Source organism: Salinivibrio sp. VYel1, assembly GCF_009377945.1.
Classification (GTDB): domain Bacteria; phylum Pseudomonadota; class Gammaproteobacteria; order Enterobacterales; family Vibrionaceae; genus Salinivibrio; species Salinivibrio siamensis.
In genome coordinates this window covers 1-16688 of record NZ_RSAM01000014.1, presented here as the reverse complement: position 1 = coordinate 16688, position 16688 = coordinate 1, and the positions used below count along the sequence as shown (strand labels likewise).

Sequence of the window (16688 nt, the reverse complement as noted above, 5' to 3'; positions counted from 1 at the left end):
GCCGCGTTCAATGAGTTGAGACGCAGGCGCACCGTACTCATGGTTATGAACCCAGCCCCCTGACGATCCCCTCAAGATGAACCTGCTCGCCGTGACATGGGATGCATCCGTGGCATAATGACGGCAATTTAAGAATCGCAAAACAATCAATAGGGTATGCTGTGAATACTGAAAACTACTCTCAAACCGCTTCCTTTATCTGGTCGGTGGCCGACCTTTTACGCGGCCATTTCAAACAATCTCAGTATGGGCGGGTGATCCTGCCGTTTACCCTCTTACGTCGCTTAGAGTGCGTATTAGCGCCCAATAAACAAAAGGTGCTAGAAGCGGCGCAGCAACATCAAAACAAACCCGATACCACACGAGAGTTGCTGCTATTAAAGGCGTCAGGTCATCAGTTTTTCAACGCCTCCCCGTTATCGCTCGCGACCTTATCCGATACCCAAACAGCGGAAGATTTAATCTCTTACGTGCAGTCGTTTAGCCAGTCTGCCCGTGAAATCTTCGAGCACTTCAACTTTGAAGAGTTTGTGCTGAAGTTGGCCGAGGCTGACCTTCTGTATCAGGTGACGCAGCAATTTGGCGCTAAAATCGATCTATCGCCCGATAATATCTCCAACTATGGCATGGGGCTCATCTTTGAAGAGCTGATCCGTAAGTTTGCTGAAAGCTCCAACGAAACCGCCGGTGAGCACTTTACCCCGCGTGACTGTGTGCATGCGGCCACCTCATTGTTAATGACCGGCCAGGAAGAGGTCCTTTCACCCAACAGCATTATCACCATCTATGACCCAACGGCAGGCACGGGTGGGTTCTTATCTGAAGCAGAAGAGTACGTGCAGTCAATCAGTGAGCAAGTGACGGTGAGGTTGTTTGGCCAAGAGCTCAACCCAGAGTCTTACGCGATTTGCATGGCGGATATGATGATCAAAGGCCAACAGGTTGAGAACATCAAGCTCGGCAACACCTTGTCGAGTGATCAGCTGGGGCATGAAAGGTTCAAGTACATGCTAGCCAACCCACCGTTTGGGGTGGACTGGAAAGGCTCGCAGCGTGTGGTGAATGACGAGCATAACAATAAAGGCTTTGATGGGCGCTTTGGCCCCGGTTTACCGCGTGTCTCTGATGGCTCACTACTGTTTTTGTTGCACCTGGTCAGTAAAATGCGCGATCCGCGTGAAGGTGGCTCCCGCATTGGGATTGTCTTAAACGGCAGCCCCTTATTTACCGGCTCGGCAGGCAGTGGTGAATCTGAAATTCGTCGCTACTTGCTGCAAAACGATTTGGTCGAAGCGATTGTCGCGTTGCCGACAGACATGTTTTTTAATACTGGCATCAGTACCTATATTTGGATCTTGTCCAACGACAAAAAGCCTGAGCGTAAAGGCAAGCTGCAACTCATTGACGGCAGTGAAGCCTTTGCCAAAATGCGCAAATCACTTGGTAGCAAGCGTAAATATCTGACCGAAGAGAACATCAACGATTTGGTGCGTTTATACGGCGCGATGGAAGAAACCCAAAACAGCAAAGTGTTCCCTAACGAGGCATTCGGCTATCGTCGCATCACCATCGAGCGTCCATTACGGCTTAACTTCCAGGCCAGTGAAGCACGTATCGCCCGGTTAGATGAGGAAAAAACGCTACAAAAGCTTAATACTGAAGTGTTTGACCAACTCAAGCTGGCGATTCAGCACATTGACGCCGACACCCTGTTTACCAACCGTGATGACTTCACAAAAGCGTTGAACGCCCAGCTTAAAGCCAGTGGCATCAAGCTCACCGCCGCACAACTCAAAGCCGTACTGAATGCGTTAAGCGAACGCGACAGTGATGCGGATATCTGTACCGATAAAAAAGGCAACGCAGAGGCAGACACCAGCTTACGTGACTACGAAAACGTGCCCCTGACAGAAAACATCGACGACTACTTTACGCGTGAAGTGAAACCGCATGTGCCCGACGCTTGGATAGATGAGAGCAAGCGCGACGAGCAAGACGGCGAAGTGGGTCTCGTGGGCTTTGAAATTCCATTCAACCGCCACTTTTACGTCTTCGAGCCGCCTCGTCCGCTCGAGGAGATTGACGCAGACCTCAAGCTATGCACGGATAAGATCAAACAGATGATTGAGGAGCTGTCGGCGTGATGGCGACTTTTTCAGCATTGAAAAACCGTTTCAGTAACACTATACTCGGCATTAACAAAACCCACCAAGGCTATGCGCTTCGGCGTACCCTCAAACGGGTGGGTTACTTTTTTCTGCGGGGCGGCTATGCAGTTTAATAAACCGCCACTGTCCTACCAAGAGCAAATTAGCCAGCTTAAAGCTCGAGGGCTAGTCATTGATGATGAGCAACAAGCTGAGCATTACCTTAAACACTTAAACTATTATCGTCTCAGCGGCTACTGGCTGCCTTTTGAGCAAGACCATGCCTCGCATCGTTTTAAACCTGACGCGCGCTTTGAAGACGTGCTTAATCTTTATGTGTTTGACCGCGAACTTAGGTTGTTGCTGCTCGATGCCATTGAACGTATTGAGATCTCGGTACGTGCTACATGGGCTTATGTTCTGGCCAGCAAATACGGCGCACATTCTTATTTAGACTCCGGCCATTGTCATCGCACCGACTGGCACCAGTCCAATCTAAGTAAACTAGCCCGTGAAATTGAGCGCTCCGATGAGCTTTTTATTACCCATTACAAGGCCAAATACACTGAGCCACAAATGCCGCCTATTTGGAGCGTGGTGGAGGTTATGTCCCTGGGCATGTTGTCACGCTGGATCACCAACCTAAAACCCAGTGACCGGGCCGATGTAGCCTTAAACTACCAACTGAATGAACAGGTATTAAAAAGCTTTATTCGCCACCTGGCCTATGTCAGAAATCTGTGCGCCCATCACAGCCGCGTCTGGAACCGCAAATTAACGGTGACCACAAAGCCGCCGAAAAAACCTCAGAGACTTAAAGCCAGTTGCAACCTGGAGCAGCCTAGGCGCATTTACAATACTCTGGTGATTTGCCACCACTTTATGGGCCAGATAAGCCCCGGTTCTACCTGGACCCAACGCTTGTTGAAACTGGTAGAGCAGCACAATATCGATCCGAAGGCGATGGGCTTTCCGGCCAATTGGCAAAGTCTCGAACTATGGAAAGAGGCTAACGCACAATGACCATCCCCGACTACCAAAGCCTTTTACTACCATTGCTTAAAGCCGTCGCTGACCAGCAGATCTACACGCTGCGCGTTCTCTACGAGCGCCTGAGTGATGAATTTGGCTTAAGCCATGACGAGCGGGCCGAGCTGCTGCCCAGTGGCAATCAGCCCGTCATCGAAAACCGTATAGGTTGGGCGAAGACCTACCTTAAGAAGGCTGGTTTGCTTGAATATCCCAAACGCGGTCATGTTCGCATCACCGAACGGGGCCTGAGCGTATTACAGCAAGACTATCGGCAACTAAAGGCCAGTGACTTAAAGCAGTTTGAGGAATTTCAGAGCTTCACCAGCCAAAGCAACAAAGCGGGAGATGAGGCGGAAGTGCTTGAGGCCATCACCAGCGAACAGGCCACGCCCACTGAGGCCATCGAAGCGGCCTATCAGCGCCTGCGCACTGAGCTGGCCACCGAAATCATGGCCCAGATAAAAGACCTTTCACCCTTCTTCTTCGAGCGGCTGGTGGTCGATTTAATGATAAAAATGGGCTACGGCGGCTCCCGCAAAGAAGCGGGCGAAGCCACCAAAGCCAGTGCCGATGGCGGCATTGATGGCATTATTCGTGAAGACCGCCTGGGGCTCGACACTATCTACCTGCAAGCCAAGCGTTGGGATAATGTGGTTGGCCGACCGGAAATACAAAAATTCGCCGGGGCCCTGCAAGGCGAGCGCGCCAAAAAAGGCGTTTTTATCACCACCTCCTCCTTTAGCCGCGAGGCCAGAGACTATGTGAATAACGTGGATAATAAGATTGTACTTATCGACGGCGAGCGCTTAACCGATTTAATGATCGACTTTGGCGTGGGCGTCTCCACCGGACAGGTTTTTGAAGTCAAGCAGTTAGACTCTGATTATTTTTCCGAGTAAAAAGATTATCGCGATGAAAATTAAACACTACAAAAGAGTGATCAACTCAGGAATCCGTTGGTTATCTGACGTTCCCGTACACTGGCAACTCGGTAAAGTCAAAAACATGGCTTCCTTGACCCCAAGAAAGCCTCGCCTTTCGACCCTAGGTGACAAGAAATGCTCCTTTCTCCCCATGGAAAAACTGAAGCTAGGTGTTATAAAGCTTGATGAGGAGCGACCTATATCCGAGGTATATGACGGGTACACTTATTTTACAACCGGCGATGTACTTATCGCTAAAGTAACGCCGTGTTTTGAGAACAAGAATATGGCTCTTGCTCAGGGTCTGACTAATGGTATCGGATTTGGGTCGAGTGAGATCTATGTTTTGAGGCCGAAAAGTTCATCTACTGCCCGATACCTATTGTATCGCCTTCAAGAAGATGAGTTTATGAGAATCGCTACGTCAGAAATGACCGGCGCTGGAGGTCTAAAGAGAGTTCCTTCCGACTTTCTCTTGAACTTTAAAGTCGCTATACCCCCAACCCAAGAACAACAAAAAATCGCCCAGTTCCTCGACTATGAAACCGCCAAAATCGATGCGTTGATTGACGAGCAAAAGCGGTTGATTGAGTTGCTAAAAGAAAAGCGCCAGGCGGTGATCAGCCATGCGGTGACCAAAGGGCTTAACCCAAACGCACCGATGAAAGACTCAGGTGTTGAATGGCTTGGGGACGTGCCGGAGCATTGGGAAGTAGTAAAGCTAAAGCATGTAAAATCAATTTCTAAAAACGCATTTGTAGATGGCCCATTCGGTTCTAACTTAAAGAGTAGTCATTTTATAGACGATGGCTATGCATTCGTGATTGAGAGTAACTTTGCTACAACGGGCCACTTAGATACTAGCTCTTTAAAGCAGATTAGTGAAAGTCATTTCAAGACCATAGAACGAAGCTCCTGTTCCGAGGGTGACATAATCATTGCTAAAATCGGAGCACGCTATGGAATGAGTTCTGTTTTGCCAGCAATCAGTAAGCCATCTGTGGTTTCAGGAAACTCGCTGAAATTAACGATAGATCAAAGATTTTGCTCCATAGAATTCGCTAACTATGTGTTGACTCACTTGCGTGAGCGAGGAGCGATTGAAGACATCGTTAATATGACAGCACAACCTGCGCTGTCACTAACAGAAATGAATAATTTACCATTCCCTCTTCCGCGCAAAGAAGAGCAAGAAAGAATAGTTAAATCTTTGAGCGAAGTGCTGCAGGGCTTAGAACAACTCGCTAGCACATCGCAAAAATTGACTGCTCTTTTCAAAGAACGCCGTTCCGCCTTAATCTCAGCCGCTGTGACCGGTAAAATTGATGTCCGTGACTGGCAACCGCCTGAAGATGCTGATTTAATCGATTCAAATGCGGCAGTGCAAATGGAGAGGCAGGATGGCTGATACCAAAGAGCGTCAGTTTCAGACGGACATATTGAACAGCCTGGGAAAAGACGGCTGGTTAATTGGCACTGCGGCTAATTATGATAAAGCCAACGCGGTGTATACCGAAGACTTAATTAGCTTTGTGAAAGACGCTTACCCTGACCGTTGGGCGCGCTTTTGCAAATCTAACCCTGGTGACCCGGAAAAACTCTTGGTCCACGCGGCGGTAAAAGGCATAACCCGTAACGGCGCGCTGCATGTGTTGCGCCACGGCTTTAAAGCGATTGGCGGCACCATTAAAGTCTGCGCCTTTCGCCCTGACCATGGCATGAATCCGGATACCGAGCGCCGTTATCAAGCCAATCGTTTGAGGGTGGTTGAGGAGGTATCCTACTCACCTCATTCCCGCGAAGGCGACTATAACCCACGCATCGACCTGGTGTTTTTTGTCAACGGCATTCCAACCGCCACCATGGAGCTTAAAAGTGAGTTTAAGCAGACCGTGGAGCATGCCAAACGCCAGTATAAAAACGATCGCCCTGTGAAAGATCCGCTTACCCGCAAGCCAGAGCCATTATTAACCTTTAAACGCGGTGCCTTGGTGCACTTTGCGGTGAGCCAAGACCAAGTGGCGATGACCACCAAGTTAGCCGGGAAAGAGACCTTCTTCCTGCCGTTTAACCTAGGTACCGAAGACGGCGGAGCCGGTAACCCGAAACCGGCGTCGGAAAACAGCTACGCCACCAGCTATCTGTGGGAGCGGTTATTTAACAAAGACGCCTGGTTAAACGTCATTGGCCGCTTTATGCACCTGGAAGTGGAAGAAAAAGAAAACTTCGACGGACGCATCGACAAAAAAGAAACCCTGATATTCCCCCGCTATCATCAGTGGGATGTTGTCAATCAGCTGATCGAGACCACACGCGGGGAAGGCCCGGGCAGTAAATATCTGATTCAACACAGTGCTGGCTCAGGCAAATCGAACTCGATTGCCTGGACCGCACATCAGCTCTCGTCACTGTACGCGGCCGATGGCACTAAGCTGTTTAACTCCATTGTGGTAGTGACCGACCGCACTGTGCTCGATGCTCAGTTGCAAAACACTATCCGTCAGTTTGAACATGCCGATGGGGTAGTGCGTGCCATCACCCGTGATGTGGGTAATAAAAGCAAATCGGAGCAACTGGCCGAGGCGCTGCAAGAGCAAGTACGGATTATAGTGGTGACCATCCAGACCTTCCCTGCCTTGTACGATGCCATTGATAAACACCCGGCGTTGAAAGCAGGCAATTACGCGATTATTGCCGACGAAGCGCACTCGTCACAAACCGGCTCATCAGCCAGTAAGCTCAAAGCCCTCCTAGGCTCGGAGCGCCCCGAAGGCGATGAGGTGAGCGCTGAAGAGCTGTTAGACGCCGCCGTTCAAGCACGGATGCCAAACGAGCGCATCAGTTACTATGCGTTTACGGCGACTCCAAAAGGCAAAACGCTGGAGCTATTCGGTCGCCCCGATGATCCGCATGCGCCCATTAGCGATGACAACAAGCCCAAGCCGTTTCATGTGTACTCCATGCGCCAAGCGATTGAAGAAGGCTTCATCCTTGATGTGCTGAAGAACTACACCACCTACGCCACCGCCTGGAAAATTGCACATCCCGAAGGAGAAGATAAAGAAGTCGATAGTAAAAAGGCGCGGATTAAGCTGGCGAAGTGGGTACGGCTGCATCCGTATAACATCAATCAGCGGGTGGAAATTATCGTGGAGCATTTTCGCGAGAACGTCCGCCATTTACTCAACGGCCAAGCGAAAGCCATGGTTGTTACTGCCAGCCGTCAAGAAGCGGTGCGCTATCAACTGGCCATGACCCAGTACATTACCGATAAAGGCTATCAGGATGTGCATGCACTGGTGGCGTTTTCTGGCGAGGTGCCAGCGGATGATTACATTCCCGATAACGTGACCGAATACGACAGTCAATTAAACCCGGGTTTGGATAGCCGCAAGCACGATACAGCGCTCGATTCCGACGATTTTAACGTGATGATTGTCGCTAACAAATACCAGACCGGTTTTGACCAGCCGAAGCTGTGTGCCATGTACGTCGATAAAAAATTACAAAGTGTGGAGTGTGTGCAAACGCTGTCGCGCTTAAATCGCACCTTCCCAGGCAAAGACCAAACCTTCGTGCTCGACTTTTTCAACAGTGAAGAAGACATACTGGAATCGTTCAAGCCCTATTACACCACCGCAGAGCTGGATGGCGTGACGGATCCGCATATCTTGTTCGACATTATGAGCAAACTGGATGACGAGCAGATCTACGAATGGTTAGAAGTTGAGAAGTTTGCCGAGGCTTTTTATGACCCTAAAGCGCCGGCGAGTAAATTAAGCTATTACACTGCACCGGCAAAAGAGCGTTTTGCGGCGCGTTACCGCCACGCTCGCGACACGCTAAAGCAAGCCAAGGATATGCTGACCCAGGCCCGAGCGTCAGAGGATAAGTTCAGCATCAATAAAGCGGACGATTCAGTAAAAGCCGCCGGTGAAATGATCGACCAGCTCGATCTATTCAAAAAGAACCTTAACAGCTACGTGCGGATGTATGAGTTTCTATCCCAAATTACACCTTACAACGACCACGAGCTTGAATCCCTGTGTGTGTATGCCAAGAGCTTACTCCCACTCTTAAGTATCGAGCGTTTAGATGATGAAGATGATGTTGATATATCCGGCATGACACTGACGCATTACCGCACCACCAAAAAAGCGGAAAAAGCGTTGCAGCTGGGTGAAGAAGATGGCGGCTACCTCAGTTCAGTGAAAGCGGTTGGGAGTGCTAAGCCTCATGATCCGGAAAAGAAAAAACTGCAGGAAATCATCGATGCCTTAAACGACTTATTTGGCGCAGAGGTAGGGGACGAGCACAAACTCCGCTACGCCGAGGGGATCGCCGGACGCTTGCGCGAAGACGCCGACGTCATGGCCCAGGTGAACAAGCATTCCGAAAAAGAAGTGATGCACGGCCTACTACCACAAAGGCTGCTCGATCGCGTGGTGGATTCGATGGAAGACCACGAAAAGCTCTCAATGGAAGTGCTCGAGAACCCTGCTGTCAAAGATGGGTTCGCTAGGCTGATATTGAAAATGCTGGTGGAAAACCGCGACGCGTTATAACGGTTTGAGGTGAGAGGCGAGGCCGCCTCTCACCGAGAACGTGGTAGAAGTACATGTCGTGGGGCGGGAGGCACCGGTAGGGGTTATTGCTTGGTTCAAGTGCCTATTTGGAACTGCAGCGCAGCGAGACAACAGAGGTTTTCTTGTCTGCAACTGCGCACTTTCTCCCTTCAAAACTGTGCAGTGTTTTGCGCACTTTTTGACTCAAGACCCGCGTCCCACAAAGGCTAGCGGCGCAAAGATGTCATCGGTGTGCGGTTTTTCTTTTTGTCTACCAGTGCGCAATTTTTCGCTTTTATTTTAACCCTACTGACACCGTAGCGTTTAGTCTGGTTGGGCCTATAGTGTTTTCCTTTTCCATTGGTTTTGCCACGCACTTTGGCGAGATACGACAGCCAGTAAATGATCTCAGCTTTGGCGTGTGAGTCCCCTCTGGGTAGTACTTTAAAACCGCACCCTTGGACATGACCGCCTTCAAAAGCTGCCCAGTAGTCGTCAATGGTGGTTTGAATGGTATGGAAGTGATTCACCTTTGAGCCATCCAAAAACAGCACGCAATGATAATGCTGTTGTTTGGCCCTTTCATGCTCTCTCACCCATAGATAGCCAATGTTAGGCGTGTTGTAGTACCGCTTTAGGGCTTGTACCACTAGAGAGAGTAAGCGGCTCACTGTCGCATTGTTGTCGGTGTATTCCGTTAGGTGCAAATCAAAACGAAAGCAGAACACCCGCGCATAGTGAGACTCCATCGCCTCCAACTGGTTTATCAAACCCCGAAGAATGTCGGTGTAGAGCGGCGATAAGTTTGGCCCAGTATTGACCCCCCAGCAGCGACCGTCTTTGGTTTTGAAAAATCCCGTATTAGTGGAGTAAGCCAATTCTTGACCCCCTTTTCATTGCTTAACCTGCTCGCTTTTCATCACCGTCCGCGGCTTTAAAGTCGCTTCGCACGCCTCGGAAGTCGGCGAACCAAAGTGTGCTGCCCTTACTTCTCTTATCAGTGATGTGGATATTGGGTAGAAGATATTAATAAAACCCGACATGCTTCCTTGACTTTGGTAAGTGGCCACTATCAACTTGGCTTGCGGCCTGCCTGGTCATTCTCAGTAACCAAGCGCTTCGAATTAAGTGGAAATTTGCTTAAAAAACCTGAAAAACATATCTCACCTCGTCTCAACCCCGTAAAATCAGGTGCTTAACTGGTGGCAGTGACTTGCTTTTGTCATTGCCAATAAAAATGGCTGCCAACACTGACAGCCACTGGTTTGAATGATTTTCTGCTATCGGCGGCGCAGAGGTATATCGTCTCTACTAGCCTGTAAGTGACGCTTAGCCGTTGTCGCGAGCTCCTGAAGTGCCCATACCACTCCCTTGCAATGCTGGTTATCAACCTCCTCAAAATGAGCAGTACTAAGTACGACAGTTAGGCTCTCTAGCTGACACAAGGCTTTATCCGCCAGCTCAGCGTGATCGACAGGATGCTTGGTTAAACTCGTCATAATATTCCCCCTCCGAATATTGTTGCTCTCGACTGAAAGGCGGCTAGCAGGGGATTGCGACTACACTTTGATGGTGGCCTGACTCCCCATTTGGCTCGCCAGCTATTAAGCACACTAACCGCGCTTTGTGCCGCATCGAGTTCAGCCAGCCAGTAGCGTTTAAATATGGCCTTGCAACCGCGCACACTGGTAAACGGCGTGGATTGACTGACGATTCGAATACCATGACGTATACAAAAGATGTTCATATCCGTAGGGAATGCGGTATTCCCAAATTTACCGGCCCCATCCAAAAAGCTGGCATGGGTAAGAGCTCGGATATTTACGTCTATCGGAGATAGGCCAGCTTTGCCACGGCGTAAAAGCTCTAATAGGCACAGTTCCGCCAGCTTGGCCTTGCTTAGCGCAGAAAACTTGCTCATTTTTGCCACTCCCCATTAAGCCATGCCTCATAGTCGGCTTCGTTCCAGCCAATGGTGCGCCCGTTGTTTTGGTGAGGGGGAGGGAACGACTGCTCTTTGCTCCACCAGCGCCAAATGGTTTTAGGGGAGCGCCCGACAAGGGCTGACATTTCTTTAAGAGATATAATGCGTGGTGTTGCCATGCTCTATCCTTCTATCGGTCAACTTGAGAACATGGCTAGTTAATATAAGCACAGATTTTCAGGTAGGAAGGGACTCACATTGTTTTTTTGGAAGGTAAGTGCTGGAGACGATACAAGTTTATACCCACTGGCTAGTATCGTCCTCCTAAAGATAACAGACATTCGCTATTTTAAGCTTCATCAACTGCCAAATAATCTATGGCGTAAAACTCCGGTAGCATGACTGAAAATATCGAAATTTTCGGCTTTAGTTGCGATGCTAACCGTCCATTTTTCCAACCAGTGGTACTACATTAGAAGCATTGATGTTTTCGTTTAATCTTTGTTCCCATGATTCCAAAGCCCTGCGTTTCTCGGGCAGGTATTCATAGCGGTCATAGTGTTTGCTGGATACGTCATTTAGCGAATGGTTCTGAATACGGTCCCGCAGTGATTTAGAAATGCCAATCTCGCCCATCAGGGTTTTACAGGTGCGGCGAATGTCGCGGGGAGTGAATGATGAAATAAAGGGTGTTGCCTCACGGTATCGGGTAACGGCCTGAGAAAGCGAATCCATTCGGATATGCTCATTGCGGTTTAAGCGGTGCGGAAAAATGAAGTCAGAGTCATCGTTTACCTCGCGCAGTTGGTGAAGAACCGCCAGCGCGGATTCAGTCAGGGGAATGATGTGATCTCGCTTATTTTTAGACAGATCACGACTTACCAATAGCGACTTTTGTTGCCAATCTACCGCCTCCCACTTCGAAGCCGCCAGCTCATAAGGTCGCTGGCCCCCGGTATAGAGGCAAAGCAAAATGAGGCACCGGATAGTATCGCCCATTCTAAACCGCTCATATTCCCCGTTCAGATCGGCGATTAGCTGGATCACTTCACCTATTTTCAGGTAGTGGTTACCTACGCGTTCTGCATCTTTCTGTTTGGGGATAGCCGTCATTGGGTTAAACACCAAGCCAAACTTGGCCTCATCAATGAAATTAGCAGGGTCGTTATCGTGCCTTAGCCCGTAGTTAAACGCGGCCATCAGATAGCTGCGTACACGGTTTGACTGAGTTTTCGCGCCACGTCTTATCATTTCCGCCAACACCAGTTTTAACTCGTGCGTGGTGACATTCTTGGCCTTCGTTTCAGGAGGTATAACTGGATACACTTCCTTCTCAAGAGACGCGAGAACCGCTTTGTGGGTACGCTTACCGTCTCGCACCATTTGTGCGACATAGGCTTCAAACAATTGCTGTATTGAGCCCTTCCTTGCTTCTTCACGCTTTGCGCTCTCCTGCTCACGCTTTTGCGTTTCGATTTGCTCTTTCGGGTCAACCCCTTGTAAAAGCAACTCCCCCAGCTCTTTCTGTTTTGCCCTTGCCTCAGTAAGCGACAGCGCAGGAAACTGGCCTAACGGAATGAACTTCGCTTTGCGGTCCATAAAGTAACGAAACACAAAACGCTTGCCGCCCTTTGGCGTGACTTGCACTGCCAGCTTGCCCGTTCCGCGTTCACTATTACTGTCCCACTCATAGTAGGGTTTGGCTTTGGGTTTTAGTCCCCGAATACCGCTTACCGTTAACATGGCGTATACCCTCACTCAAAGATCCCCTTGTTTGACTACGGCGATTTTTAGTCAAACAATTAGTCAAACAAGAGCGTACCTGAATGAGACTAGGTGAGAAAAGATAAACCAAAGGAATGTTTTTAACTAGTTGAATTTAGTCACAAATAAACTAATTTGAGATGACGTGAGATTTTATGGAAAACAGCCATATCACGACTCATAATCGATTGGTCCCCAGTTCAAGTCTGGGAGGGGCCACCAGTCATAGAAAGGCCTGAGAGGTTAGTAACCACTCAGGCCTTTTGCTTTTTATTTTGCTGTGTAGCATATATGTAGCAAATTAATCGCTCTTAAACGTCTTGTTGATCCGCTCTCCCCACCTACCATACCCATCTCAGGTTCGATATTAGTGATAGCTGGCTTGAGCGCAGCTTTCGAACAGACCGCCTTTTGTACCCATATCACAAAACATGTGCCATCTAACATTTTGGATAACAGCGCACGAAAACCCACACACGGCTTGATACATTCATCTATAAATTTGCCAATACGATGGCGTGTTAGGTGCCGACAACTGATCGGCGGTAGCATGGCTAAACACTGGATGCTTAACCAGCTTATCGGCAATATACGCCCAGTAGCGTGCGCGTTTATCCGCGACCGATTCACACTATCCCAGAACGGATGATAAAAAGATCTTATTAATTATGCGTTTACAGACTCACGCTTGGGGATAGTGTGAATACCAGAATAGAGATAGGCGGCATGCACACAGGGAAAACGCATGAAGATCCTCGCCATGCCTGGGCTAGCGATTTAATGACTTAGTTGTCAATTAAGGCTGAAAACCGTGCGTTGCACCATGTTTATTCATAAAAATGAGTGAAAATAAAGGATCAATTTGTTGATCATTTTCAGTGCGATTTAATGGTCTCCTAATGTTTAGGAGATTAAAAATGACAGAAGAAAAAAGCCCATTTATGCATTTCGTTTCCATCAAAGATATTCGCCAAGAAGGAAAGGTTGAACATACGTTATCAGATATTATTTTGATAACGATCTGTGCGGTTCTTTCTGGCCATGATACCTGGAAAGGCATTAGTGATTATGGCCGTAAGCAGCGCGATTTCTTATTACGTTTTGGCTTTTCAGGTAAAACGTCACCGTCGGCAGATACGATCGCAAGAGTGATGGGAGCCATCAGTCCAAAGGCATTACAAAAAGCCTTTATAGAATGGATGAAATCGTGTCATGAATTAACGGATGGCGAAGTGGTTTCCATTGATGGAAAAACACTAAGGGGCTCATATAATCGAGCAACAGACCAAGCTGCGATTCATATGGTTAATGCGTTCGCAACCGCAAATGGAGTGTGTCTCGGACAGTCGAAAGTAGACAGTAAAACCAATGAGATTACTGCCATTCCTAAGTTGCTGGAATTGCTCGATATTTCAGGTTGTTTGATTACCATAGATGCTATGGGTTGTCAGCACAAAATCGCACAGAAAATCATTGATAAAAATGCCGATTATTTGCTTGCCGTCAAAGCGAATCAAGGTAAATTAGATGAAGCGTTTGATAATTATTACCGGCCTTCAATGCTTCAAAACTTTGACGGTGACAGCTACTCATCACAAGAGAAATCGCATGGACGTTTAGAAACACGATGTGCACTCATCAATACCGATTTAAGTGTATTAGGTGATTTAGCTTATGATTGGCCTGAATTAAAAACGATGGGCATCATGGTGAGCGTTCGACAAGAAGGCAAACACGCCGACGAATCCGATATTTCTGTGCGCTATTATATAAGCTCAAAAGCACTGACAGCGAAAGAACTTCATGATGCCACTCGCTCGCACTGGTTAATTGAATCGATGCACTGGCAACTTGATGTTGGATTAAAAGAAGATGCTTGCCGAATAAGAGTCGATGATCGAGCGGAAGTGTTTGCACGAATAAGGCAAATGGTTTTGAATTTATTAAAGCAAGAGAAGAGTTTCAAAGCCGGCATTCAACGCAAGCGAATGATGTGCGCGATGGACCAAGAGTACCTCGCGACCGTGCTGGGAAGCCTTTCATGACGGGGATGTTCATGCGTTTTCCGTGGGCATGCACACTTTTGCGAAAGGCAGTATCCATTAGAGGTGAGAAATTCTATTGGTAACAGCCAGTTAGGTAGAAGAGAGTGCGGATAACGGTTTTGGGAAATCGTGCGTGCGCACTAAGACAATGTTAGCTGTAAAAGGAGTATCGTACTTGAATAAAGTCTTTTGGTTCGGCATAGTTGTTATTGTTGGCGTTTCTTTAGGGTTTACATTTGTCGCCCCAATAAATGATGTGTACAAAGGTATTGCTTCATTACCTGGTGTTTCCGGATTAGCCGCTGCCCTTTTTCAGTTGGTTCGAGATCACGCTGCACATCAAAGAAATCTTGAAATTCAGCAAGAGCAGCAACTATTTAATCTTGGTGCAACTTCGCACATGGCCAATTCGGTATTTGATAAGCACGTAGAGTTTTGCGAAAAATATTTGGCAGAGGTTCATCAAACTGTTGTAACTCTGACCAGAGAAGGTCCAACAAAGGAAGCATTAGATCACGCTGGAAAACTTTATACCTTAAGAATTGAGTACACCGCTTGGATTACGCCAGAAATAGACGAAAAACTTATGCCCTTTGAGAAGGCTGTTCGAAGAATTGGTGCAAAGTCAGGTCTCGTTGATGCACTTTCAGGTGCAGAAGGTAGAGACGAGACAAGAACCAAGGCTCTAGAAGAAATGTATGATGTATTCACCCATCTAATGGGGATTGGTGAGGTAAAAGTAAAAGATGAAGATGCCACCGTAGTTGAAGTTAAAAATAGAGTCAGAGAAATACTTCAGGTGAATGAGCTGGTATTGATTAGAGAATATTTAACCAAAAGAGCGTCAACAGCTACAGCTAACAAGGCAATGCAGCGGATTGCTGCGCAGCCGCGCTGATTGCAGCGTTATATGCAGGAGGAGGAAACATGGAAATAGAAGATTTAGAGATCATCAACAAAGTAGCTTTGACTTGGTTTAATTTGTTGTTTAATAGAAAAGAAATTTACGAACAAAAAAAGAACTTGGCAATTAAGTCTTTAATGGAGTCATTGTCTTTGACCGCACAGTATATGCAATCTTTACTTGATGATCCTGATTCGCAAAGCCGTGATACAGAGCGAGATCTATCCCAAAAATGGAGCGATACATCTATATTAGTGAAGCCATATGACGCAGACCTAGCTGAAAGGTGCTTTTTCAAAGGTGTGTATTGGTCTAATCGTAACCGTTTCACCGAAGCTGAAATAATCGAAAAGCGGATGAAACTACATCACGTAGAAAGCGATGTCTCTAAGGCATTGAAAAGCATATAACAAGCAATTTGAGAGGGATTCTGGACTTGATCCGTTTTACTGGACACGCATCGACGACCTGAGGAGGTCAGTATGCCAGCCTATAAAACGGGTAAAAAGACAGCGCAATATTCACTAGACTTTAAACTGAAAGCGGTGAATGGAGCTATGAAACGCATCGAACAGTGAAGTCGGTTGCAGAGGCGCTTGATATCCATCCATTCATGCTATCGAAATGGCGTAAAGCGTATCTAGATGGAGAGTTTGGTATGGTCAAGTCCCAAAAAAATAAAGTGAAGCCAGACAAGGCGAAGGATGAGCTATCGGCACTCAAGCGACGGATCACAGAGCTTGAAGAGGAGAACGATATCTTAAAAAAGTGGCAACGCTTTCAAGCAGAACAAAGGCGCAAGCCTACCGATTCGTAAAGCAATATAGTGATGTTTACTCAGTAAAGAAGCTGTGTAGGCATCTTTCTGTGTCTCGTAGTGGCTATTATGATTGGCTAAGCCGCGGACAGTCAGGACATGCGCGCGCAGATAGTGAGCTAGGCGCAGAGATAGCGTTCATCTACCGTAAAAGCGAAGGCAGACATGGGAGTCCTAAAATCCATGCGGCGTTGAAGGCAAAAGGTCTCGCAGTGAGTCGTAAGCGTGTGGCCCGCTTGATGCGAGAAGCCGGTTTAAAGGCGAGAGTGGACCGTGTTTACCGTCGCCAGAAAAAGAGTCGGACGTTCTTTAAAGGACTCGTCAATCGACGCTTTGGACTTGATCCGTTTTACTGGACACGCATCGACGATCTGAGGATGTTAGTGTATCAGCCTCATCTTGTTGCACAAAGTCCTGAATGGTGCGTATCAACTAAATCGCAGGGCGAGATCGCGAACGTTTTTTGACCAAAAAAGGATCGGTTTGACGATCACCTCTGGCTGTGATCATATAGGCCGATTCTAAAATAGTTCGGGATAGATACCGTGGATATCGATACATTTAAAG

The 16688-nt window shown here is 47.8% G+C and carries 14 protein-coding genes; 10 read left to right on the top strand and 4 right to left on the bottom strand.

The features are described 5' to 3' along the window. Positions 1-161 precede the first annotated feature (161 nt). From EHW58_RS12960 to EHW58_RS12940, 5 genes are all read left to right on the top strand, one after another. Positions 162-2144, top strand: coding sequence for an N-6 DNA methylase (locus EHW58_RS12960; RefSeq protein WP_370517863.1), 1983 nt, complete (start codon positions 162-164; stop codon positions 2142-2144). 72 nt (positions 2145-2216) lie between these two features. Beyond that, positions 2217-3170 (top strand): Abi family protein, encoded by a 954-nt coding sequence (locus tag EHW58_RS12955; RefSeq protein WP_227986321.1) that lies wholly within the window; start codon positions 2217-2219, stop codon positions 3168-3170. Next, positions 3167-4078 (top strand): restriction endonuclease, encoded by a 912-nt coding sequence (locus EHW58_RS12950; protein WP_152796904.1) that lies wholly within the window; start codon positions 3167-3169, stop codon positions 4076-4078. Before EHW58_RS12955 ends, EHW58_RS12950 begins: the two co-directional genes overlap by 4 nt. Positions 4079-4091: 13 nt before the next feature. Next, positions 4092-5510, top strand: coding sequence for a restriction endonuclease subunit S (locus EHW58_RS12945; RefSeq protein ID WP_152796902.1), 1419 nt, complete (start codon positions 4092-4094; stop codon positions 5508-5510). Next, on the top strand, positions 5503-8667 hold the full coding sequence (locus EHW58_RS12940; protein ID WP_152796901.1) for a type I restriction endonuclease subunit R: 3165 nt from the start codon (positions 5503-5505) through the stop codon (positions 8665-8667). Before EHW58_RS12945 ends, EHW58_RS12940 begins: the two co-directional genes overlap by 8 nt. Positions 8668-8894: 227 nt before the next feature. On the opposite strand, the gene EHW58_RS12935 is transcribed toward EHW58_RS12940, so the two are convergent. The 4 genes from EHW58_RS12935 to EHW58_RS12920 all read right to left on the bottom strand — a co-directional run bounded on the left by EHW58_RS12935 (position 8895) and on the right by EHW58_RS12920 (position 12334). Continuing rightward, positions 8895-9545 (bottom strand): inovirus-type Gp2 protein, encoded by a 651-nt coding sequence (locus tag EHW58_RS12935; RefSeq protein ID WP_152796899.1) that lies wholly within the window; start codon positions 9543-9545, stop codon positions 8895-8897. A 617-nt stretch (positions 9546-10162) separates the two neighbouring features. Then, positions 10163-10588 (bottom strand): hypothetical protein, encoded by a 426-nt coding sequence (locus EHW58_RS12930; RefSeq protein ID WP_152796897.1) that lies wholly within the window; start codon positions 10586-10588, stop codon positions 10163-10165. Further along, positions 10585-10770, bottom strand: a complete 186-nt coding sequence (locus EHW58_RS12925) for an AlpA family transcriptional regulator (protein WP_152796895.1) — start codon at positions 10768-10770, stop codon at positions 10585-10587. Before EHW58_RS12925 ends, EHW58_RS12930 begins: the two co-directional genes overlap by 4 nt. Positions 10771-11029: 259 nt before the next feature. After that, a complete protein-coding gene (locus tag EHW58_RS12920) occupies positions 11030-12334 on the bottom strand; it encodes a site-specific integrase (RefSeq protein WP_152796892.1) in 1305 nt (434 codons plus the stop codon). A 938-nt stretch (positions 12335-13272) separates the two neighbouring features. Here EHW58_RS12920 and EHW58_RS12915 point away from each other — a divergent pair. The 5 genes from EHW58_RS12915 (at position 13273) to EHW58_RS16045 (ending at position 16588) form a co-directional block, all read left to right on the top strand. After that, a complete protein-coding gene (locus EHW58_RS12915) occupies positions 13273-14400 on the top strand; it encodes an ISAs1 family transposase (RefSeq protein ID WP_152796890.1) in 1128 nt (375 codons plus the stop codon). Positions 14401-14575: 175 nt separating this feature from the next. Then, a complete protein-coding gene (locus EHW58_RS12910) occupies positions 14576-15298 on the top strand; it encodes a hypothetical protein (RefSeq protein WP_152796888.1) in 723 nt (240 codons plus the stop codon). Between the two features lie 29 nt (positions 15299-15327). Then, positions 15328-15714, top strand: coding sequence for a hypothetical protein (locus tag EHW58_RS12905; protein WP_152796886.1), 387 nt, complete (start codon positions 15328-15330; stop codon positions 15712-15714). A gap of 203 nt (positions 15715-15917) precedes the next feature. Continuing rightward, the gene (locus tag EHW58_RS12900) at positions 15918-16121 is read left to right on the top strand and encodes a hypothetical protein (protein ID WP_227486574.1); all 204 of its coding nucleotides are present in this window, start codon (positions 15918-15920) and stop codon (positions 16119-16121) included. Then, positions 16073-16588 carry an IS3 family transposase gene (locus tag EHW58_RS16045; RefSeq protein ID WP_152796884.1) on the top strand — a complete coding sequence of 172 codons (516 nt, stop codon included), beginning with the start codon at positions 16073-16075 and terminating at the stop codon, positions 16586-16588. Before EHW58_RS12900 ends, EHW58_RS16045 begins: the two co-directional genes overlap by 49 nt. Positions 16589-16688: the final 100 nt, after the last annotated feature.